Below are 21,064 nucleotides of genomic sequence, written 5' to 3' on the forward strand. Positions count from 1 at the left end.
CAGACCCAAGTACGTCCAGTACGAGGGCCTGTGCCCGGCACGCCGAGAGCACGCACCTGACGCCGCAGGGCCCGCCCTCCGGGCGGACGACGGGATTTTGACGACAGGCCCTAGTGGTGGAAGCCGGTCGCCGCCTCCTTGTCCTGGGTCAGCGGATGCGGCAGCTTGCGCAGTTGGGGCACCAACCGGCTCAGGTCCTCGATGAACAGGTCGGCGAGATCCACCGAGAAGCCGTTGCGGCACACCACACGCAGGACGGACAGGTCCTCCCGGTTGGCCGGGAAGGTGTACGCGGGCACCAGCCAGCCGCTCTCCCGCATGCGCCGGGACACGTCGAAGACGTCGTACGCGGTCACATGGGGCGCCGTGGTGAAGGCGAAGACGGGCAACTCGTCACCCCGGGTGAGAAGTCGGAAGTCCTCCAACGCCTCGATCCGCTCGGCGAGCCCGCGGGCCAGGTCTCTGGTCGTCTGCTGAACGGCCCGGAAGCCCTCCCGGCCCAGCCGTAGGAACGTGTAGTACTGCGCCACGACCTGCGCGCCCGGGCGGGAGAAGTTGAGGGCGAAGGTCGGCATGTTGCCGCCCAAGTAGTTGACCCGGAAGACGAGTTCCTCGGGCAGCTCGGCCTCGGTCCGCCACAGCGCCCAGCCGACGCCCGGGTAGACCAGCCCGTACTTGTGGCCCGAGGTGTTGATCGAGGACACGCGCGGCAATCTGAAGTCCCAGATCAGGTCCGGGTCGAGGAAGGGGGCGATCATCGCGCCGGACGCGCCGTCGACATGGACGGGGATGTCCAGGCCCGTACGCTCCTGGAGCTGGTCGAGGGCCGCGCACAGCTCGGCGATCGGCTCGTACGACCCGTCGAAGGTGGAGCCGAGGATGCCGACGACCCCGATGGTGTTCTCGTCGCACAGCTCGGCCGCCGCCTGGGGGTCGAGGTGGAACCGGTCGCCCTCCATGGGCACCTGACGTGCCTCGACCTCCCAGAAGTTGCAGAATTTCTCCCAGCACACCTGGACGTTCACCCCCATCACGAGATTGGGGCGTGCTCCGGGGTAGCGGTCCGCGTTCCGCCGTATCCAGCGGCGCTTCAGCGCCATGCCGGCGAGCATGCACGCCTCGCTCGATCCGGTCGTCGAACAGCCGACGGTGGACGCCGGATCCGGCGCGTTCCACAGATCCGCGAGCATCGCCACGCAGCGCCGCTCCAGCTCGGCGGTGCGCGGGTACTCGTCCTTGTCGATCATGTTCTTGTCCTGGCACTCGGCCATCAGCACCCCGGCCTGCGGCTCCATCCAGGTGGTGACGAAGGTGGCGAGGTTCAGCCGCGCGTTCCCGTCCAGCATCAGATCGTCGTGGACGACCTGATACGCCGTGTTGGGCGGCAGCGGGCCGTCGGGAAGCCGGTGCTTGGGCGGGGCCTCCGTCATGCCCCCGACCGGATTCGCCTCCCCGAAGAAGGGGTTGACGGACACCGGTCGCTCGTCGGGCTTCTCGGGACCTTGGTGGAGCGGCATGGGATCTCCTGTCGAGTCGGCGGTCGGCGGGCGCTACTGGTTGATCGGAGGGTCCTACTGGTTGAGCGGATCGGGGGCCCTACTGGTTCATCGGACCGGAGGGGCGTGTCGGTTCACCGGATGGGACTCCCGTCGGCGCGCAGCTGCATCTGCGGGCGTCCGGTGACGATCAGCCAGGCCGGTACCGAGGCCAGCACCAGCAGGGGCAGCACGGCCGGCTGGGCCACCAGGACGGTCGCCGTGAACAGACTGATCCAGCCCTGCCGGGTGACGGCCAGGAGCACACCCAGGACCGCGCACACCACGGCGAGCGTGGGATCCACCTGCGGTACCAACGCGTGCGCGCACAGTCCGAGAGCTACCCCGGCGAACACGGAGGGAAAGATCCGGCCGCCCCGGAAGCCGCACGAGGTGGCTACCAGCAGCGCGGCCAGCTTCACCACGAACATCAACGCGAGCCGTCCCGCCGACCAGCCCTCCGGGTTCGCGGCGAGGGTCTTCACCTCGTCCAGGCCCTTGAAGAGCGTCAGAGACCCGCCCAGCGCCCCCAGCAGCCCCAGGACGAGACCGCCCACGGGAATCGCCACCATGGGGTGTCCGAGCCGGGAGAAGGCGCCGTGGACGTACGGGAGGGCGCACACCGCGGTCATCCCGATCGCCGCGGCCGCCGAGGCGACCACCAGGGCGCTCAGCAGGTCGCCCCAGTGGGGGCCCGGGTAGGCGGGCAGCGCGAGGTCGAAGCTCGGGTGTTCCAGCAGCACCATGGTCAGCGCGCCCGTGCCGCCCGCGAGCAGCGGTGGCAGCAGCCGGTCCCAGAGGGCGCCGGGCGCCGGCTGCCCGGCCAGCACCTCGGAGAAGATCAGCGCGGCGGCCACCGGCGTGCCGAACAGGGCGCCGATCGTGCCCGCGACCGCCAGGCCCACCCACAGCCCCACGGCGGAGCCCGGGATCACCCGGGTGCCGAGCCAGTAGGCGAGGGCCACGTTGACGGCCGTGATCGGGTTCTCGGGGCCCAGGCTCACCCCGCCCGCCAGCGTCAGGACGGTGGCGACGAGCAGCCCGGGCAGAACGCGGGGCGGCAGGGGAGCGTCGACCAGGCCCGTGGTCGCCGGATCCGGGCCCGCGTGCCCCGGCACCTTCCACACCACCAGACCCACCGCGACGCCGGTCGCCGTGAGCATCACGACCATCCACAGCACGGAGTAGCGGCCCACGCCCAGTGCGTCCGGAAGGGTCTCCCACAGGACGTCCTCGAACCGGTCGGCGAGCAGGCTGACGCCCAGCAGGACGAGCGCCGCGGCCACACCGACCACCACGGAGGGCACGATCAACGGCAGCAGACGCCGTAAGGGGGTCGCCGTGGACGCATCGGTGCTCACGGCCACACCCTAAGCGGGCAAAAGCCGCACAACATCCCGAGGGGTGCGCTTCGGTACTCGGGGGAATTCCGGCTTGCACCTCACGTGGCGTGAGGGCCGATGGTGGGACGCGTACCGAGGAAGGAGCGGAAGTGGGCTACTCAGTGGGCCAGGTCGCCGGTTTCGCCGGGGTCACGGTGCGCACCCTGCACCACTACGACGAGATCGGCCTGCTCGTGCCGAGCGAGCGCAGCCATGCGGGGCACAGGCGCTACAGCGACGCCGACCTCGACCGGCTGCAACAGATCCTGTTCTACCGGGAGCTGGGCTTCCCGCTCGACGAGGTCGCGGCCCTGCTCGACGACCCGGAGGCGGACCCGCGCGCGCACCTGCGCCGCCAGCACGAGCTGCTGACCGCCCGGATCGAGAAGCTGCAGAAGATGGCCGCGGCCGTGGAGCACGCCATGGAGGCACGCACGATGGGCATCAACCTCACGCCCGAGGAGAAGTTCGAGGTCTTCGGGGACAAGGATCCCGAGGAGCACGCGGAGGAGGCCGAACGGCGGTGGGGCGGCACGGCGGAGTACGCCGAGTCACAGCGCCGCGCCGCCCGCTACACCAAGGACGACTGGCAGCGCGTCCAGGCCGAGGTCGCCTCCTGGAGCGAGCGCTACGACGCCCTCATGGAAGCGGGCGAACCCGCGACCGGCGAGCGGGCCATGGACATGGCCGAGGAACACCGTCAGCACATCGGCAAGTGGTTCTACGACTGCTCGTACGAGCTCCACGGCTGCCTCGGCGCGATGTACGTGTCCGACGAACGCTTCAAGGCGTACTACGACTCCATGCGCCCGGGTCTCGCCGAGCACCTCAGGGACGCGATCACGGCGAACGCGGCCCGGCACTCCCAGGAAGCCTGACGGTAGGACGGTAAGGGGCACCTGCCACAGCGGGTGCCCCTTACCGGATTCCGGTTCTGCAGCCGGTCGCGCCCTACTCCTTCACCAGGACCACCGCGGTTCCGTAGGCGCACACCTCCGTGCCCACGTCCGCCGCCTCGGTCACGTCGAACCGCATCATCAGCACGGCGTTCGCCCCCCGTGCGCGTGCCTGCTCGATGAGCCGTTCCATGGCCTGGTTGCGGGTCTCCACGAGGGTCTTGGTGAGCCCCTTGAGTTCACCGCCGATCATCGACTTCAGACCCGCGCCGATCTGGCTGCCCAGATGCCGGGAGCGCACGGTGAGGCCGAAGACCTCGCCGATGACCTGCTGGACGCGGTATCCGGGTGCGTCGTTCGTCGTCACGACCAGGACGTCCGACCGGGGTCCCTGGCCGCCTCCGTATTCCTCGATGCCCATGGCCCACAGCTTTGTCCCAGTGGGCACACAGTGCATCCTGGGGGCACTGGTGGAACCTGGCACGGACACTGTGCGTTGATAGCTTTGGCCGACAGTACTGATGTACCGCTGTACTGCCGTACTGCCGTTCCAGGACCGCCGTACTTCTTCCTTCACCCCTCAGGAGCCCGGAACCGTGACGACGCTTGCCCTTGGTCCAAGCTGGCTGGATCCGAACACGCTCCTGGACAACTTCGGCATCTGGGGCCTGCTGCTCATCGTCTTCGCCGAGTCCGGCCTGCTGATCGGATTCTTCCTGCCGGGTGACTCGCTGCTGTTCACCTGCGGTCTGCTGATCACGTCGAACCAGCTCGACTTCCCGCTGTGGGGGGCCGTCGCCCTGATCTGCGTCGCCGCGGTCCTCGGCGACCAGGCGGGTTACCTGTTCGGCAAGAAGGTCGGCCCCTCGCTCTTCACCCGCCCGGACTCCCGCCTCTTCAAGCAGGAGAACGTGGTCAAGGCCCACGAGTTCTTCGAGAAGTACGGGCCCAAGTCCCTGGTCCTCGCCCGCTTCGTGCCCATCGTGCGCACCTTCACGCCGATCATCGCGGGCGTCAGCGGCATGAAGTACCGCTCCTTCATCACCTTCAACATCATCGGTGGTGTCCTGTGGGGCGCCGGTGTCACGCTGCTCGGCTCCTGGCTCGGCAAGATCGACTTCGTCAAGAACAACATCGAGGCGATCCTGATCCTGATCGTCCTCGTCTCGGTGATCCCGATCGCCATCGAGTTCCTGCGGGCGCGCTCCAAGGCCAAGAAGAACCCGCCGGCGCCGGAGGCCCCGCAGGGCCCGGCCGCCTACCAGCAGCAGCCCACGGCCCCCGTCATGGACGACGCGACGCGCCCGCTGCGCATGCACCAGCCCCAGCAGAGCCAGGACCCGTACCAGCAGGACCCGTACCAGCAGGACCGGCACCAGCAGGACCAGTACGCCCAGGGCTACCAGCAGCAGCAGCCCCAGCAGTCGTACGGCAACCAGGACCAGGGTTACTACCAGGGCCAGGGCCAGGGCTACGACCAGAACTACGGTCAGAACTACGACCCGAACTACGACCCGAACTACGACCAGGGCCAGGGCTACCCGCCCCAGCAGGGTTACCCGCAGCAGCAGCCTTACGGCAACCAGGACCAGAGCTACCAGCAATACCCGTACGGCAACTGAGCGCCCCGAAAGGGGCGCGGGGCTGTGACATATGCGGCTCCGCCGCGTGGGCGCGATCAGCCACAACAAGCCCGCAGCCGCCGCCCAACAGAAGCGTCCGAGTCCGTAGGCGCCCGGCGCTCAGAACCCTCGCGTCCGCTTCGCGGCCCTGCGCTCCCCGGCGGAGCCCCCCGGCACCCGCAGGAACAGCCGCGAGATCTCCGACCCCAGGTTCACACCGATGGCGATGGCCATGGCCAGCGCCGCGGCCTTGGAGAGCGAGACCAGCCCCTTGTCGACGTTGCTCTGGGCGATCGACAGCAGCCCGAAGTAGGTGGCCGACCCTGGGAGCAGGGGCCCTATCGCGGCGGTCGTGTACGGCAGCGCGGACGCGAACCGGTAGCGGGACAGCAGCTGCCCGAAGAGGCCCACCAGGCCCGCCGCGACGGCCGTGGAGGCGACCGGCGAGATACCGCCCGCGTAGTGCATCGCCCCGTACACCGACCAGGCGACGCCTCCGTTGAGGGTCACCGCGAGCACGGTTGATCGTTCCTGCTGGAGCAGGACCGCGAAGGTCAGCGACAGCAGCATGGCGGCGGCGATCTGCACCAGGGGCCGCTCGGAGATGCTGAGCGCCTGGTCCGGATTGAGCGCGGCGCCGAACTTCACGCCGAAATAGAGCACGATGAGGACGCCGACGATGATGCCCACGAAGAGGTACATGACCTCCAGGAGGCGCGCGGACGCGGTGATGTAGAAGCCGGTCAGTCCGTCCTGGACGCCCGCGACGAGCGCCCGCCCGGGCAGCAGCGCGAACAGTCCACCGGTGATCACCGCGGACGAGTTCGCGTCGACGTGCGCGAGCTGGAGTGCGACCCCTATCGCGGCCGGCGGCATCGCGGCCACCGTGAACTGGTAGAACTCCGGCAGCCCGCGCCCCGCGCAGAGCCAGGCCAGCCGGTCGCCCAGCATCGCGCCGAGCGCCGCGGCGACGAACACGATCGCGTCACCGCCCACGAGTACCGAGGCCGCACCCGCCAGCAGCCCGGTGCAGCCGGTCAGCACCCAGCCGGGATACGGGTGCCGGTTGCGCCGCATCTCCGCGAGGCGCCGGTAGGCCTCCTCCAGGGAGAACGCGGTCTCCGGGTCGCTCAGGTCGTCGACGAGCCGATAGACGGCCGCGAGCCGTGTGTAGTCGGTGCCCCGGCGGCGTACGGTCCGGGAGGCCGTCACGGGATCGTCCACCAGGGACGGCTGGTGCGAGATCGACAGCAGCGTGAAGGTGACGTTCGGCTCGCAGCGGTCCAGGCCGAACGAGCGGCAGACGGCGAACATCGCCGTCTCCACGTCCTCGGCTCCCTCACCGCCCGCGAGCAGCAACTCGCCGATGCGCAGCGTCAGGTCGAGCACGCGGGGGACGGCCGGGCCGGCCTCGTCCTCCTTGTGCAGCAGTTCGGGTGCCGGACGCTCGGCCACCGGCATGCGCAGCATCGTGCGCATCCGGTCCTGCCAGGGCACGTCCTTGGTCAGACTGACCACGGGGACGCCGGTCGCCGGTGTGAAGGCGGGCGGGGCGTGCTTCGCGCTGTAGGTGCGCGGGGTGCTGAACGCCGACCCCTCGGACTCGGTGCCGGCCGTCTCGGGCGGCACGAGCCCCTTGGGGACCGCGAACTCCGACGTGGTCCCCGATTCGTCCTCGACCGCCGGTGCCACGCCGTCCGGCTGCGCGAAGGCACTCCTCGCCTCGTCCGACTGCGGTTTGCGGTCCTCCGCCTCCGTCACCCACCACTCCCGCTGTTGCCGACCGTGCACCTCCCGTACGCCCCAGTATGCGCACGGATACGCGAACGGGCCGCGCCACCCCCGGAGGGGTCACGCGGCCCGCGGGAATCAGGAGGGATCAGTGACCGCCCTGCTCCTTCAAGCGCTTGTAGGAACGCTCGATCTCGGCCTCGGCCTCCGCGCGGCCGACCCAGTTGGCGCCCTCGACGGACTTGCCGGGCTCGAGGTCCTTGTAGACCTCGAAGAAGTGCTGGATCTCCAGGCGGTCGAACTCCGACACGTGGTGGATGTCCCGCAGGTGCTCCACGCGCGGGTCGTGCGCCGGGACGCACAGCAGCTTGTCGTCGCCGCCTGCCTCGTCCGTCATACGGAACATGCCGATCGCGCGGCACTGGATGAGGCAGCCCGGGAAGGTCGGCTCGTCCAGGATGACCAGCGCGTCCAGCGGGTCGCCGTCCTCGCCGAGGGTGTTCTCGACGAAGCCGTAGTCGGCCGGGTAGCTGGTCGAGGTGAAGAGTCGACGGTCCAAGCGGATCCGACCGGTCTCGTGGTCCACCTCGTACTTGTTCCGCGAACCCTTCGGAATCTCGATCGTGACGTCGAACTCCACCGGTGGCTCCTCCATGATCAACACATAGTTCTGGTGATTAAGTGTCCCTCACGCAGGTGTGTGATCGCGAAAGGGGCTGGTGGTCGTGCCAGAGCTGAGGGCTTGGCGGGCCGCGAGACCGCATGTGGTGCGGATCAAACGGACCGTGCAGCCGCACGTGACGCGGGTCGCGCAGGCCGTGCAGCCGCGTGTGACGAGGGCTGCGCAGTCCGTGCGACCGCATGTCGTGCGGGCCGCTCAAGCCGTTCGGCCGCGTTCCGTGAAGTTCACGACCCCGCAGCTCACAGCCCTCGCCGCCACCGCGGGCCTGGCACTCGCGGCCGGGGCGGTGGCCTTGGTCGGCCCCTGGGACTCCTCCGGTCAGCGTACGGCCGAGCGTGACTGGGCCGCATCGCGAGAACGGGAGGGTGGCACAGATCACGGACGTAGTTCCGATACGTCCCCCGCGGCGCCGAAGCCCGCGCCCAGCGCCGCCTCCGTACTGATCGGTCTCGGCGGCTCCACCGTCTCGGTGCCCGCACCCGGCCAGAAGGCCCTCACGAACACCCTCGACCGGCTTCTGGACGACCCCGCGCTCGGCGGGCGACGCACGGCCGTGGTCGTCGACGTGGCGACCGGCAAGCGGCTGTACGGCAAGGGCGCCGACGACGCGCAGACCCCGGCCTCCACCACGAAGATCGCCACCGCGGTCGCCGCGCTCTCCGCGGCGGGCGCCGACCACCGCATCGAGACCCGCGCGGTCCTGGAGCCCGGCACCAAGGAGGTCGTGCTCGTCGGCGGTGGCGACCCCACGCTGACCGCCCGCAAGGAGGCGGCGGGCTGGGCGAGCCTGCGCACCCTGGCCGACGAGACGGCGACCGCCCTGAAGGCCCGTCATCTGACCGAGGTGACGCTCTCGTACGACACCTCGCTCTACACCGGTCCCGCCCTGCACCCCATCGGCACCAACCCCAACCTCGCGCCGGTCAGCGCCCTGATGGTCGACGAGGCCCGCACCGACGACTCGGCAGGCGGCCCGGTCACCCGTGCCACGGACCCGGCGGCGGACGCTGCCGGGAAGTTCGCGCAGCTGCTGGAGGCCAAGGGCATCAAGGCGGCGTCCCCCGGCCCCTCCAAGGCCACGAACCGCTCGCAGTCCCTCGCCTCGGTCTCCTCGCCGCCCCTGTCCGCCCTCATCGAGCGGATGCTGACGAACAGCGACAACGACATCGCGGAGGCGATGGCCCGCCAAGTCGCCCTCGCCACCGGCCGACCGGCCGATTTCGAAGGCGGCGCGGCGGCGATCGACGCCGAGCTGAACAAGCTCGGACTCCCGCTGGCCGGCGCGCACTTCACGGACGGCAGCGGTCTGAACCGGGACGACAGGCTGACGGCGGACCTGCTCACGGCCCTCCTGGTCAAGGCCGGTGACCCCGCCCACCCCGAACTCCGGCCCATCCTGACCGGTCTGCCGGTCGCGGGCTTCACGGGCACCCTCAGCGACCGCTACGCCGACGACGCGTCCGGCACCGGCCTCGTACGCGCCAAGACCGGCACGCTGACCGGGGTGAACACCCTGGCGGGCACGGTCGTCGACGCCGACGGCCGCCTGCTGGCCTTCGCCTTCCTGGCCTCCGACACGACCGACCCGGCGGCGGCGCAGTCGGCCCTGGACCGCACGGCCTCGGCACTGGCGGGCTGCGGCTGCCGTTAGGACCGGCCCGGCCGGGTCCCGGGCAACGCCCGTACCACGAGCCCCGTGCGCCCCGGAGCACGGGCGTATCCGGCGCCGTACCCCTCACCGCACCTGGGCCCGCTCACGTACGGTTGACGCATGACGAGCATCGGTGGTGCCGAGATGGTCGACTGGAATCTCGCGGTGGCGACCGCGACACGGCTTGTGCGGCCTGGCCCCGAGGTGAGCCGCGACGAGGCCCGAGAGGTCGTCGCGGAGCTGCGACGGCATGCGAAGGCCTCGGAGGAACACGTCCGGGGCTTCACTCGTATGGGCACGGACGGCATCCACGACACCCCCATCCTGGTGGTGGACCGCCCGGGCTGGGTCCGGGCGAACGTCGCGGGGTTCCGGGAGCTCCTGAAGCCTCTGCTGGACAAGATGCAGGAACGGCGGGGGACCACCCCGGGCGGGGCCGTCCTCGGCGCCGTCGGCGGCAAGGTCACCGGTGTGGAGCTGGGCATGCTGCTGTCGTTCCTGTCGTCGCGCGTCCTCGGGCAGTACGAGACCTTCGCCCCGGCGACGAGGGAACTCCCGGCGGGTGAGAACGGCGGCGGCAGGCTCCTTCTCGTCGCGCCGAACATCGTCCACGTGGAGCGCGAACTCGACGTGGAGCCCCACGACTTCCGACTGTGGGTGTGTCTGCACGAGGAGACGCACCGTACGCAGTTCACGGCCGTGCCCTGGCTGCGCGACCACCTGGAGGGCGAAATCCAGTCTTTCTTGGGCGAGACCGAGGTCGACCCCATGACGGTCCTGGAGCGCATCAGGGAGGCGGCCCAGTCGCTCGCGGGCGGCCGTCCCGAGGGCGAGGAGGACGACGGGGGCCGGTCCCTGGTCGAGATCGTGCAGACGCCTGCCCAGCGGGAGATCCTCGGCCGCCTCACCGCCGTGATGTCCCTCCTGGAGGGCCACGCGGACTTCGTGATGGACGGTGTGGGCCCGGACGTGGTCCCGTCCGTGGGCGAGATCCGCGAGAAGTTCCAGCAGCGCCGGGCCAAGGGGGCCTCGCGGCTGGACCTCGCCCTGCGCAAGCTGCTCGGTTTGGACGCCAAACTGAGGCAGTACAGGGACGGTGAACGGTTCGTGCGCGCGGTCGTCGACCAGGTGGGCATGGACGGCTTCAACCGTGTGTGGACTTCCCCGAACACCCTCCCGACCAAGACGGAGATCGCCAAACCGGCGGACTGGGTCGCGCGGGTGCACCGCAAGGCGGAGTCGTGAACCCTACGGCAAGGTCGTGAAACGAATTCGGCCGACGGCAGGTGAACGCCCCTCCAATCACCCGTCCGAGGGACCGTGAGCCAACGGTAGGCGTGCAATGCTCGGGGAACGGCCCGTTTCTGTCACCATCTACACACTCTGTGTGACCAGACTCGGGCTCACCCCCCGAAAACTTCATGAAGGGAACCGGACATGGGTCCCCATCCTGCGGTCGCGGCGATACGCCTGGCGGTCCGCCGCGTACTCCACGACATCCTCACCGACCACACCCGTCCCCCAGGCGAGTCCTCCCCGCTCGTCCTCGTCGCCTGCTCCGGCGGCGCTGACTCCATGGCGCTCGCCTCCGCTCTCGCCTTCGAAGCCCCCAAACTCGGCATCCGCGCCGGTGGCATCACCGTGGACCACGGTCTGCAGCCCGGCTCCGATCTTCGCGCCGACGACGTCGTCTCCCGCCTCGTCGAGCTCGGCATGACCCCCGTCGAGTCCCTCGCCGTCACCGTGGGCCGCGACGGCGGCCCCGAGGCCGCCGCCCGCGACGCCCGGTACGCCGCCCTGGACGCCGCCGCCGTGCGCCACGGCGCCTCCGCCGTCCTGCTCGGCCACACCCGTGACGACCAGGCCGAGACGGTGCTGCTGGGCCTCGCCCGCGGCTCCGGCATCCGCTCCCTGTCCGGCATGGCCGCGGTCTCGGGGGCCGACGGCCGTTACCGCCGACCGTTCCTGCACCTGGACCGGCAGACCGCCCGCAAGGCCTGCATGGTCCAGTCGCTGCCCGTCTGGGACGACCCGCACAACGCCGACCCGGCCTACACCCGCTCCCGGCTGCGCCACGAGGGCCTGCCCGCCCTGGAGAAGGCGCTCGGCAAGGGAGTCGTCGAGGCCCTCGCCAGGACGGCACAGCTGTCCCGTGACGACGCCGACGCCCTCGACGCCTGGGCCCGCCAGGCCGAGGCCTCCGTACGCGACACGGCGGGCCTCCTGGAGTGCGCGAAGCTCTACGCCCTGCCGCCCGCCGTACGCCGCCGCATCCTGCGCCGCGCCGCCATCGAGGCGGGCGCCCCGGCCGGTTCGCTGTTCGCCCGCCACATCGAAGAAGTCGACCGGCTGATCACCGGCTGGCGCGGTCAGGGAGCCATCAATCTCCCGGGCAAAGTCGTCGCTCAGCGGCAGGGTGGCAGACTGGTGATTCGGCAAGGCTGAAACCGGACCCTCCATCGGGACCGCTCACGCGGCTCTCCGGGACCCCTCACTCGGGTCACGGGCGGTCCGGGTGGCCGCCCAGGAAAAGTGGGACCGGACGACCGAAAGTGATGCGGGTGGACGCGAAAGACATGAGCACCGACCTCAAGTCGGTGCTCATCACCAAGGAAGAGATCGACGCCAAGCTGGCTGAGCTGGCCGCGAAGATCGACGCGCAGTACGCGGGCAAGGACCTGCTGATCGTCGGTGTCCTCAAGGGCGCCGTCATGGTCATGGCGGACCTCGCGCGTGCGCTGTCCACCCCCGTCACCATGGACTGGATGGCGGTGTCGTCGTACGGCGCGGGCACCCAGTCCTCGGGTGTGGTGCGGATCCTCAAGGACCTCGACACCGACATCAAGGGCAAGCACGTCGTGATCGTCGAGGACATCATCGACTCCGGGCTGACCCTGTCCTGGCTCATCTCCAACCTCGGTTCCCGCGAGCCGGCCTCCCTCAAGGTGTGCACGCTGCTGCGCAAGCCGGAGGCGGCCAAGGTCGCGATCGACGTGGAGTGGGTCGGCTTCGACATCCCGAACGAGTTCGTGATCGGCTACGGCCTCGACTACGCGGAGAAGTACCGCAACCTCCCGTTCGTCGGTACGCTCGCGCCTCACGTCTACGGCGGCTGAACCTCCGGGTCCCAGTCCTCGTAAGACGATCGGGAACCCCAGCGGGTTTCGCGCCGTTGGAGCATGCGTGGGCGGGATTGCCAGTCGTCCCCTGCAGCTTCGGGTGACAATGCTGGGGTACCGTCCGAAGAACAGTCTTTATAAGTCTTTATCAAACTCACTATGGCAGGAGGGACGGGGCGGCACCGCTCCGTATGGATGGACGTGAAGCGATACTTCCGTGGGCCGGTCATGTGGATCGTGCTGGCCGTCCTTGCCGTGGTCGTGTTGATGCAGGTCGTCGGCTCGTCCGGCGGCTACAAGACGGTGGACACCGGCCAGGTCGTCCAGGCGATCAATGACAACAAGGTCCAAGAGGCCAAGCTGACCACCGGTGACGAGCAGGTCATCAAGGTGCAGCTCAAGGATGGCCAGAAGGTCTCCGGCAGCTCCAAGATCCAGGCGAGCTACATCGGTGACCAGGGCGTCAACCTAGCCAACACACTCCAGGACAAGTTCCAGAACAAGCAGATTCCGGACGGCTACACGGTCTCGCCGTCCAAGCAGAACCCGTTCCTCGGCATCCTGCTGTCTCTGCTTCCCTTCGTCCTCATCGTCGTCGTCTTCCTGTTCCTGATGAACCAGATGCAGGGCGGCGGCTCCCGGGTCATGAACTTCGGGAAGTCCAAGGCGAAGCTCATCACCAAGGACACCCCGAAGACGACGTTCTCGGACGTCGCGGGCTCGGACGAGGCGGTCGAGGAGCTCCAGGAGATCAAGGAGTTCCTCCAGGAGCCGGCGAAGTTCCAGGCCGTCGGGGCGAAGATCCCCAAGGGTGTGCTCCTGTACGGGCCTCCTGGAACCGGTAAGACGCTGCTCGCACGCGCTGTCGCGGGCGAGGCAGGCGTCCCCTTCTACTCGATCTCGGGTTCCGACTTCGTCGAGATGTTCGTCGGTGTCGGTGCCTCCCGAGTCCGTGACCTGTTCGAGCAGGCCAAGGCGAACGCTCCGGCGATCGTCTTCGTCGACGAGATCGACGCGGTCGGCCGCCATCGCGGCGCCGGCCTCGGCGGTGGTCACGACGAGCGCGAGCAGACGCTGAACCAGCTGCTCGTCGAGATGGACGGCTTCGACGTGAAGGGCGGTGTGATCCTCATCGCCGCCACGAACCGGCCCGACATCCTCGACCCGGCGCTGCTGCGTCCCGGCCGCTTCGACCGCCAGATCGCGGTCGACCGTCCGGACATGCAGGGCCGTCTGGAGATCCTCAAGGTTCACCAGAAGGGCAAGCCGGTCGCGCAGGACGTCGACCTCTCGGCCGTCGCCCGCCGCACCCCCGGCTTCACGGGTGCCGATCTCGCCAACGTGTTGAACGAGGCCGCGCTTCTGACGGCCCGCAGCGACATGAAGCTGATCGACAACTCCATGCTGGACGAGGCGATCGACCGCGTGGTCGCGGGCCCGCAGAAGCGGACCCGGATCATGTCGGACAAGGAGAAGAAGATCACCGCGTACCACGAGGGCGGCCACGCCCTGGTCGCGGCGGCGTCTCCGAACTCCGACCCGGTCCACAAGATCACGATCCTGTCGCGTGGCCGTGCCCTCGGCTACACGATGGTCCTGCCGGACGAGGACAGGTACTCCACGACGCGCAACGAGATGCTGGACCAGCTGGCTTACATGCTGGGTGGCCGCGCGGCCGAGGAGCTCGTCTTCCACGACCCGACCACGGGCGCTGCGAACGACATCGAGAAGGCCACCGCAACGGCCCGCTCGATGGTCACGCAGTACGGCATGACCGAGCGTCTGGGCGCGATCAAGTTCGGCGGCGACAACACCGAGCCCTTCCTGGGCCGGGAGATGTCGCACCCGCGCGACTACTCGGAAGAGGTCGCCGCGCTCGTCGACGAAGAGGTCAAGAAGCTCATCGAGAACGCGCACAACGAGGCCTGGGAAATCCTGGTCGAGAACCGCGACGTCCTCGACGCGCTGGTGCTCCAGCTGCTGGAGAAGGAGACGCTGAGCAAGGAGCAGATCGCCGAGATCTTCGCTCCGATCCACAAGCGCCCGGCCCGCCCCGCGTGGACCGGCTCCTCCCGGCGTACCCCGTCCACCCGCCCGCCGGTGCTCTCCCCCAAGGAGCTGTCACTGACGAACGGGGCGAACGGATCGACGTCGGCCATCGCCAATGTGACGGAGTCCGTCCCGGCGAAGGAAGTGGCTCCGGAGGACCGCTCCGAGAGCTGACCCGGCTCCCGGCGGCCCCACCAGGCCCGGAATGGATGCCGCGCCCCCCAGGTTCTAGCCTGGGGGGCGCGGCATTTTCGCACGACCGCATGTTTTGGACGCGTCGACCAGCACGCGCAAGATCCACAGGAACGAGGACCACATGACCGACCCCGTGACGCTGGACGGCGAAGGTGTGATCGGCGAGTTCGACGAGAAGCGCGCCGAGAACGCCGTACGGGAGCTTCTCATCGCGGTCGGTGAGGACCCGGACCGCGAGGGACTGCGCGAGACGCCCGGGCGGGTCGCCAGGGCGTACAGGGAGATATTCGCGGGGCTGTGGCAGAAGCCCGAGGACGTGCTGACGACCACCTTCGACCTCGGACACGACGAGATGGTGCTCGTGAAGGACATCGAGGTCCTCAGTAGCTGTGAGCACCACCTGGTGCCGTTCGTGGGTGTGGCCCATGTCGGCTACATCCCGTCCACGGACGGCAAGATCACGGGTCTGTCGAAGCTGGCCCGGCTCGTGGACGTCTACGCCCGGCGGCCACAGGTGCAGGAACGGCTCACCACGCAGATCGCCGACTCCCTGATGGAGATCCTGGAGCCGCGCGGTGTGATCGTCGTCGTGGAGTGCGAGCACATGTGCATGTCGATGCGCGGGGTGCGCAAGCCCGGCGCGAAGACCATCACCTCGGCCGTACGCGGCCAGCTGCGCGATCCCGCCACCCGCAACGAGGCGATGAGCCTGATCATGGCGCGTTAGCGCCCCGACCCGTACGCCCGCTGCGCGCCCCGTCCGTCAGGCGACGGGGGCCGCGCCCCCGTGTTCGTTGTCGTCGTCCTCCGGGAGCTTGCAGACGCGCTCCAGGAAGAAGGCGGCCGCTATCACGGCGATGCCGGCGAGGACCGAGAAACCGGCGTAGATGGCCTGGTCGCGACGGGCGGGGATGTCCAGGGACTCGAGCAGGAACGCGCCCGTACCGCCGTACATGCCCGACACCAGGGCCGCGACCAGGGCGCTCGCCTGGCCGAAGACGACCGCGCGGGCCGCCATCAGGGGGTCGACGCCCTTGGCGCCGGGGCGGCGTTCACGCTGGGCCTTGAGGCGGGCGCGCAGCGAGAGTGCCGTGGACAGCAGGACGACGGCGATCAGGGCCAGGACGATGGGGGCGGCCAGCGGGACCCGTGGGAGGGTCCCCACCGCGCTCCACAGGCGCGCGCCCGCCCAGGACAGCACACCGGCCACGACGAACACGGCTGCCAGTGTCCTGATGCGCAGCTGTTTCACGTTGTTGTCCCTTTGCCCCTCTTGTAAGCCCGTCTTGGTCGTCCTGACCTTAACGACTACTCGGGCAGCCGGAGTTCCAGGTCGGGCCGGGGCAGGACACCTTCCTGGGTGACGGCGGTGAGCAGGTGGGCCACGGGGCCGCGGTCGGGCAGCTGGGCCTCGGGCTCCACGTCGTGCCAGGGGGCCAGCACGAAGGCCCGTTCGTGGGCGTGCGGGTGAGGGAGGGTCAGGACCGGGTCGCCGGAGACGACATCGGCGTACGCCACGATGTCCACGTCGATCGTGCGCGGGCCCCAGCGCTCGTCCCGTACCCGGTGGAAGGCCTCCTCGATCGCGTGTGCCCGCTCCAGGAGCGAGGACGGCGGGAGGGTGGTCTTGAGGACCACCACCGCGTTGAAGTACGTCGGCTGGCTGCCCGGTTCGACGCCCCAGGGCTCGGTCTCGTAGACGGGGGAGACCGCCTTGACGCGGAGGCCAGGGGTGTCCTCCAGGGCGTCGATGGCGCCCTGAAGGGTCTCCAGGCGGTTGCCCAGGTTCGAGCCGAGGGAGAGCACCGCCCGTTTCGGGTTCTGCAGGGTCGTGTCGGCGGCGTCCACCCGCTCGACCACGGAGGCGGGCACCGGCTGTACGGTCGGGTCGCTCTGACCTTCGGTGAAGTAGGCGGTCATACTCGGCTCCGGGTGATCGTGACGGTCACGTCGTCGAAGGGGACCGTGATCGGCGCGTCCGGTTTGTGCACGCAGACCTCGACCTCCTGGACCCCGTCGTGCTTCATGCAGGTCTGGGCGATGCGCTCGGCGAGGGTCTCGATGAGGTCGACGGGCTCGCCCTCGACGACGGCCACGACCTCCTCCGCCACGATGCCGTAGTGCACGGTCTTCGACAGGTCGTCCTCGGCCGCGGCCGGTCGGGTGTCCAGGCCCAGCGTCAGGTCCACGATGAAGGTCTGGCCTTCCTCGCGTTCCTTCTGGAAGACACCGTGGTGCCCGCGAGCCTTGAGGCCGCGCAGCGCGACACGATCCACGCGAATCACTCCTGCAATCGTCGGTAGCGGCCGATGTCCACCGAGTGCGGTCGGCGCACCGGCCTCAAATGAATCTACCTGCGGGCACTGACAGAGCTCGCCCGTGGGGACACGCGCCCACATGATGGTCTTGAGGCTTCATCGGGCGTTTCCCCTGGGGAACACGGCGGCTCACGGGTTGGTAGCCGCCCCTACCCAGCGGTTCGTGATTCCAACCACTCCTTGGTGCCAGTGGACCGCCCGCCCACCCGACCGGGGGTGTCCGGGGGCTCAGCGGGGGTGTTCTCGTCCTCAGCCGGGGGTGTCCTCGTCCTCCTCCTCGCCCGATTCGGCGAGTACGGGTGAGGCGTGGTGCGACCAGAGCTTCCAGCCGTCGGCCGTGCGGCGGAACACGTTCGTGGCGACGACCAGCTGGCCGACGAGCGGGCCGAGCTCGTCGCTGTCCTCGGGGGCGGGGCCGCCGCTGAGGATGTTCTCGGTGCAGGTCACCAGCGCGGTGTCGCCCGTGACGGAGACGTGCACATCTGTGAGGAAGAACTGGATGTACTCCGTGTTCGCCATGATCAACGCGTACGAGCGCAGGACCTCGCCGCGGCCGTTGAGGACCGGCCAGCCGGGGTGGACGCAGGAGATCACCGCGCCGTCGCCCTCGATGTCGTCGTCGGCGGTGTCCAGGGGGGCCAGCCACAGCGACGACAGTCCTTCGAAGTCACCCTGCTCGAGTGCTTCGTAGAAGGCGGTGTTGGCGAGTTCGACCTGCTCGACGTCGGTGCGGGGTGCGCTCACTGGGCTCCCTCTACGGCCCGGGCGACTCGTACGGCGTCGGCGGTGGCCCGTACCTCGTGGACGCGGACCGCCCAGGCACCCTGGTGGGCGGCGAGCGCGGACACTGCGGCGGTGGCGGCGTCCCGTTCGCGGGCCGGCGGCGGGGCGCCCTCAGGGCCCGCCAGTACGCGGCCCAGGAACCGCTTGCGGGAGGCGGCGACGAGCAGGGGGTGGCCGAGTTCGCTCAGCCGGTCGAGGTGGGCGAGCAGCGACAGGTCGTGCTCGGAGTCCTTGGAGAAGCCGAGGCCCGGGTCGACGACGATGCGGTCGGGGGCGATGCCGCCCGCCAGAACGGCCTCCACACGTGCGTGCAGCTCGTCGGCGACTTCGGAGACGACGTCCGCGTACGTCCCCCTCACGTTGCCGCCCTCGAGGAAGCCGCGCCAGTGCATGACCACGAAGGGTGCGCCGGCCGCGGCGACGGCGGGGATCATCGCGGGGTCGGCGAGACCGCCGCTCACGTCGTTGACGAGGGCGGCGCCCGCGGCGAGCGATTGCTCGGCGACGGACGCGCGCATGGTGTCGACGGAGACGGTGACGCCCTCGGAGGCGAGGCCGCGGACGACCGGGATGACACGCTTGAGCTCCTCCGCCTCGTCGACGCGGGTCGCGCCGGGGCGGGTGGACTCACCGCCGACGTCCACCAGGTCGGCGCCCTCGGTGACCAGGTCGAGGCCGTGTTTGACGGCGGCCGTCGTGTCGAACCAGCGGCCGCCGTCGGAGAAGGAATCGGGGGTCACGTTGACGACCCCCATGACCGCGCAGCGGTCCCAGGTCGGCAGTCCCGCGACGTGGCCGCGGCGGCGCTCGGAGTTCATGCGTCCAGCCTAGGCCTCCGGCGGGGGGCCGAATCGTCTGCGGGTTCGCTCCGGCGGGGGTCTTTTGGCCGCTTCGCGGCCTGTTTCCCGCGCACTCACCCGACTCGATCGGCCGGGCAGTTCCGTCGGGGTGTGGTCTCGGGAGGGTCAGGAGCGCCCTCGGGGTGCGGTCTCGGTCGGGCGAGCAGTCTCCTCGAAAAGGGCGGATGTGTTGATATCGGGCCCTGGGGGAGGCTGTGGCCCGAGCGAGGGTCCCCAGGGCTGGGGTAGGGGCCCTCGCTCGGGCCTGTTCAGGGGGACTACGCCGCCCTGACCCCGCGTTCCGCCACGCCGTGGGCGCACGGGCGCGGAGCCGGTGTGCGGCGGCGCAGCAGGCTCGGGAGGGCCAGGTTCACGAAGCCCTCGGCCTGCATGGCGGCGATGCCGATGCGTGGGAGGTCGCGGGTGGAGCGGTAAACGACGAAGCGGGGCTCCCAGCGGGGGCGGAACTTCGCGTTGAACTTGTACAGGGACTCGATCTGGAACCAGCGCGAGAGGAAGACGAGCAGGCCTCGCCAGGCCCGCAGCACCGGCCCCGCGCCGATCTTCTCGCCGCGTGCCAGCGCCGAGCGGAACATCGCGAAGTTGAGCGAGATCCGCGTGATGTCCAGACGCGGGGACGCCTCGAGCGCCGCCACGATGAGGAGTTCGTTCATGCCGGGGTCGGCCGAGCGGTCGCGGCGCATGAGGTCGAGGGAGACCCCGTCCGTGCCCCAGGGGACGAAGTGCAGGACGGCCTTCAGGTCGCCGTACGGGCCGAGCGCGTCGTCCGCCTTGTGGGCGGTGGCGACCAGGCAGTCGCCGTCGGACGGGTCGCCGATGCGGCCGAGCGCCATGGAGAAGCCGCGCTCGGTGTCCGTGCCGCGCCAGGCCTCGGCCGCGCGCCGTATCCGCTCCAGCTCGCCCTCGCTGAGGTCACGGATGCGCCGCACCCGGGTCTCGTAGCCAGCCCGTTCGATGCGCTTCACCATTTGACGCACGTTGCGCATCGCGCGTCCGGACAGGGAGAAATCCGCGACGTCCACCACCGCCTCGTCGCCGAGTTCGAGGGCGTCGAGGCCGGTCTCGCGGGTCCACACCTCGCCGCCCGTCTCCGAGCAGCCCATGACGGCGGGAGTCCAGGAGTGGGCCTTGGCCTCGTCCATGAAGCGTTCGATGGCGCCGGGCCAGGCCTCGACGTCACCGATGGGGTCGCCACTGGCGAGCATCACGCCGGAGACGACGCGGTAGGTGACGGCCGCCTTGCCGCTGGGGGAGAAGACGACGGCCTTGTCGCGGCGGAGCGCGAAGTGGCCGAGCGAGTCGCGGCGGCCGTGCTTGTCCAGCAGGGCCCGCAGCCGGGTCTCGTCGTCCTCCGTGAGGCGGGCGGCGGGGTGCTCGGGCCGGAAGGCCAGGTAGATCGTCGTGACGGCGGTCAGCCAGCCGAGCGCGCCGAGCGAGAAGGCGACCGTCCAGGACGTGGATCCGGCGTAGTCGACGGGGCCTTCGAAGCCGACCAGGCCGTACAGGACGTGCGTGATGCGGTCGGCCAGGCTCGGGTCGCCGACCATCCGGTTCTGGTGGGCGCTGACGATGACCAGTCCGAGGACGAGGGAACCGGCGCCCATGAGGACGAAGTTGGCGAGCGCCCGCCAGCGGCTGCGTGGATCGGGCAGGGCGGCGAACTCGCTCCGGTGGCGCAGCAGCGGCGCGAGCAGCGCGAGGGAGATGACGACGCCGATGATCGAATGCCGGTACGCGAACTGGGCGACGGCACCCGCCGGCAGCAGGACCACGGCGGCCCGCCACGCCCGGCGCTTGCGGCGCCGCAGCCCGTGTGCGAGCAGCAGCAGGAGTACGCCCGCGCTGAGCGACAGCGCCGCGGCGAAGGGGCCGAACGATCCGGGCAGCACCTCGGCCATGGTGTGCATACGGCTGCGCCGGAAGCGCGGGAAGACCCCCGCGGCGATGTCCAGGACCCCCACGAGTGTGCAGGCCCTGGCGACGAGGGCGGGAACGGCCTCTGGGCGCGGACCACGGAGTATGCGTCGCGTCCTGCCCGTGCGGTCTGGAACCTCGCTCGACATTTCCCCATCTATCCTGACAGACATCGCATCCCGTAGTTCTGCGAGAGACCTTGAATCCGGCGCCATTCCGGCATCCGGCGACATTGCGCCCTCTAGGACGGTGTCTTGGGGACTCAGGTTCACTCCCCAGCGGAAAGCCGGTTCAAAAGGCAAGGAAAGTCCAGGGCAAGGCACCGCG

The 21,064-nt window shown here is 69.8% G+C and carries 19 protein-coding genes; 8 read left to right on the forward strand and 11 right to left on the reverse strand.

The window, feature by feature from the left end; translation table 11 throughout:
- Positions 1-110 precede the first annotated feature (110 nt).
- Positions 111-1,517: a glutamate decarboxylase gene (locus tag ACFVWD_RS34275; protein ID WP_389601792.1), complete on the reverse strand. Its 1,407-nt coding sequence runs from the start codon at positions 1,515-1,517 to the stop codon at positions 111-113.
- A gap of 113 nt (positions 1,518-1,630) precedes the next feature.
- Complete coding sequence (locus ACFVWD_RS34280) at positions 1,631-2,896, reverse strand: ion channel protein (protein WP_389601794.1); 1,266 nt, start codon at positions 2,894-2,896, stop codon at positions 1,631-1,633.
- 131 nt (positions 2,897-3,027) lie between these two features.
- Between ACFVWD_RS34280 and ACFVWD_RS34285 the strand changes: the two genes are divergently transcribed.
- The gene (locus ACFVWD_RS34285) at positions 3,028-3,795 is read left to right on the forward strand and encodes a MerR family transcriptional regulator (protein ID WP_389601795.1); all 768 of its coding nucleotides are present in this window, start codon (positions 3,028-3,030) and stop codon (positions 3,793-3,795) included.
- Positions 3,796-3,868: 73 nt separating this feature from the next.
- Here ACFVWD_RS34285 and ACFVWD_RS34290 read toward each other — a convergent pair whose 3' ends face one another.
- Complete coding sequence (locus ACFVWD_RS34290; protein WP_389601863.1) at positions 3,869-4,234, reverse strand: YbjQ family protein; 366 nt, start codon at positions 4,232-4,234, stop codon at positions 3,869-3,871.
- 175 nt (positions 4,235-4,409) lie between these two features.
- Here ACFVWD_RS34290 and ACFVWD_RS34295 point away from each other — a divergent pair, with 175 nt between their 5' ends.
- Positions 4,410-5,435, forward strand: coding sequence for a VTT domain-containing protein (locus tag ACFVWD_RS34295; protein WP_389601797.1), 1,026 nt, complete (start codon positions 4,410-4,412; stop codon positions 5,433-5,435).
- 120 nt (positions 5,436-5,555) lie between these two features.
- Here the strand turns inward: ACFVWD_RS34295 and ACFVWD_RS34300 are convergent, their stop codons facing one another.
- Together ACFVWD_RS34300 and ACFVWD_RS34305 are read right to left on the reverse strand one after the other, a co-directional pair.
- Complete coding sequence (locus tag ACFVWD_RS34300; RefSeq protein ID WP_389601798.1) at positions 5,556-7,196, reverse strand: threonine/serine exporter ThrE family protein; 1,641 nt, start codon at positions 7,194-7,196, stop codon at positions 5,556-5,558.
- 118 nt (positions 7,197-7,314) lie between these two features.
- Complete coding sequence (locus tag ACFVWD_RS34305) at positions 7,315-7,806, reverse strand: inorganic diphosphatase (protein WP_054237475.1); 492 nt, start codon at positions 7,804-7,806, stop codon at positions 7,315-7,317.
- Between the two features lie 79 nt (positions 7,807-7,885).
- Here ACFVWD_RS34305 and dacB point away from each other — a divergent pair, with 79 nt between their 5' ends.
- The 6 genes from dacB to folE all read left to right on the forward strand — a co-directional run bounded on the left by dacB (position 7,886) and on the right by folE (position 15,589).
- Positions 7,886-9,499, forward strand: a complete 1,614-nt coding sequence (gene dacB, locus ACFVWD_RS34310) for a D-alanyl-D-alanine carboxypeptidase/D-alanyl-D-alanine-endopeptidase (protein ID WP_389601800.1) — start codon at positions 7,886-7,888, stop codon at positions 9,497-9,499.
- 120 nt (positions 9,500-9,619) lie between these two features.
- Complete coding sequence (locus ACFVWD_RS34315) at positions 9,620-10,744, forward strand: zinc-dependent metalloprotease (RefSeq protein ID WP_389601802.1); 1,125 nt, start codon at positions 9,620-9,622, stop codon at positions 10,742-10,744.
- A gap of 192 nt (positions 10,745-10,936) precedes the next feature.
- Positions 10,937-11,944, forward strand: coding sequence for a tRNA lysidine(34) synthetase TilS (gene tilS / locus ACFVWD_RS34320; RefSeq protein ID WP_389601804.1), 1,008 nt, complete (start codon positions 10,937-10,939; stop codon positions 11,942-11,944).
- 110 nt (positions 11,945-12,054) lie between these two features.
- On the forward strand, positions 12,055-12,615 hold the full coding sequence (gene hpt / locus ACFVWD_RS34325) for a hypoxanthine phosphoribosyltransferase (protein WP_389601805.1): 561 nt from the start codon (positions 12,055-12,057) through the stop codon (positions 12,613-12,615).
- A 198-nt stretch (positions 12,616-12,813) separates the two neighbouring features.
- Positions 12,814-14,841: an ATP-dependent zinc metalloprotease FtsH gene (gene ftsH / locus ACFVWD_RS34330; protein ID WP_385373610.1), complete on the forward strand. Its 2,028-nt coding sequence runs from the start codon at positions 12,814-12,816 to the stop codon at positions 14,839-14,841.
- Between the two features lie 142 nt (positions 14,842-14,983).
- Positions 14,984-15,589, forward strand: coding sequence for a GTP cyclohydrolase I FolE (gene folE / locus ACFVWD_RS34335; RefSeq protein WP_054237481.1), 606 nt, complete (start codon positions 14,984-14,986; stop codon positions 15,587-15,589).
- 36 nt (positions 15,590-15,625) lie between these two features.
- Here folE and ACFVWD_RS34340 read toward each other — a convergent pair whose 3' ends face one another.
- The 6 genes from ACFVWD_RS34340 to ACFVWD_RS34365 all read right to left on the reverse strand — a co-directional run bounded on the left by ACFVWD_RS34340 (position 15,626) and on the right by ACFVWD_RS34365 (position 20,886).
- On the reverse strand, positions 15,626-16,114 hold the full coding sequence (locus ACFVWD_RS34340) for a DUF3180 domain-containing protein (RefSeq protein WP_101399891.1): 489 nt from the start codon (positions 16,112-16,114) through the stop codon (positions 15,626-15,628).
- Between the two features lie 56 nt (positions 16,115-16,170).
- Positions 16,171-16,782, reverse strand: coding sequence for a 2-amino-4-hydroxy-6-hydroxymethyldihydropteridine diphosphokinase (gene folK, locus ACFVWD_RS34345; protein WP_389601807.1), 612 nt, complete (start codon positions 16,780-16,782; stop codon positions 16,171-16,173).
- Positions 16,779-17,138, reverse strand: a complete 360-nt coding sequence (folB, locus tag ACFVWD_RS34350) for a dihydroneopterin aldolase (protein ID WP_389601809.1) — start codon at positions 17,136-17,138, stop codon at positions 16,779-16,781. The genes folK and folB overlap by 4 nt, the downstream gene beginning before the upstream one ends.
- A gap of 291 nt (positions 17,139-17,429) precedes the next feature.
- Positions 17,430-17,924 carry a nuclear transport factor 2 family protein gene (locus ACFVWD_RS34355; protein ID WP_389601810.1) on the reverse strand — a complete coding sequence of 165 codons (495 nt, stop codon included), beginning with the start codon at positions 17,922-17,924 and terminating at the stop codon, positions 17,430-17,432.
- Entirely contained in the window at positions 17,921-18,781 is an 861-nt protein-coding gene (folP, locus tag ACFVWD_RS34360; RefSeq protein WP_101399895.1) for a dihydropteroate synthase, read from the reverse strand. The genes ACFVWD_RS34355 and folP overlap by 4 nt, the downstream gene beginning before the upstream one ends.
- 299 nt (positions 18,782-19,080) lie before the next feature.
- Entirely contained in the window at positions 19,081-20,886 is a 1,806-nt protein-coding gene (locus ACFVWD_RS34365) for a phosphatidylglycerol lysyltransferase domain-containing protein (RefSeq protein WP_389601812.1), read from the reverse strand.
- Between the last annotated feature and the right edge of the window lie 178 nt (positions 20,887-21,064).

The organism is Streptomyces sp. NPDC058086 (genome assembly GCF_042885015.1).
GTDB lineage: Bacteria > Actinomycetota > Actinomycetes > Streptomycetales > Streptomycetaceae > Streptomyces.

Excerpts from the sequence above, each read along its gene's own strand:
- ACFVWD_RS34365 (WP_389601812.1), bottom strand. The coding sequence starts at position 20,886 with ATGTCGAGCGAGGTTCCAGACCGCACGGGCAGGACGCGACGCATACTC.
- tilS (WP_389601804.1), top strand. The coding sequence starts at position 10,937 with ATGGGTCCCCATCCTGCGGTCGCGGCGATACGCCTGGCGGTCCGCCGC.
- folE (WP_054237481.1), top strand. The coding sequence starts at position 14,984 with ATGACCGACCCCGTGACGCTGGACGGCGAAGGTGTGATCGGCGAGTTC.
- ACFVWD_RS34275 (WP_389601792.1), bottom strand. The coding sequence starts at position 1,517 with ATGCCGCTCCACCAAGGTCCCGAGAAGCCCGACGAGCGACCGGTGTCC.
- folP (WP_101399895.1), bottom strand. The coding sequence starts at position 18,781 with ATGAACTCCGAGCGCCGCCGCGGCCACGTCGCGGGACTGCCGACCTGG.
- ACFVWD_RS34290 (WP_389601863.1), bottom strand. The coding sequence starts at position 4,234 with ATGGGCATCGAGGAATACGGAGGCGGCCAGGGACCCCGGTCGGACGTC.
- hpt (WP_389601805.1), top strand. The coding sequence starts at position 12,055 with ATGCGGGTGGACGCGAAAGACATGAGCACCGACCTCAAGTCGGTGCTC.
- folK (WP_389601807.1), bottom strand. The coding sequence starts at position 16,782 with ATGACCGCCTACTTCACCGAAGGTCAGAGCGACCCGACCGTACAGCCG.
- ACFVWD_RS34315 (WP_389601802.1), top strand. The coding sequence starts at position 9,620 with ATGACGAGCATCGGTGGTGCCGAGATGGTCGACTGGAATCTCGCGGTG.
- ftsH (WP_385373610.1), top strand. The coding sequence starts at position 12,814 with ATGGACGTGAAGCGATACTTCCGTGGGCCGGTCATGTGGATCGTGCTG.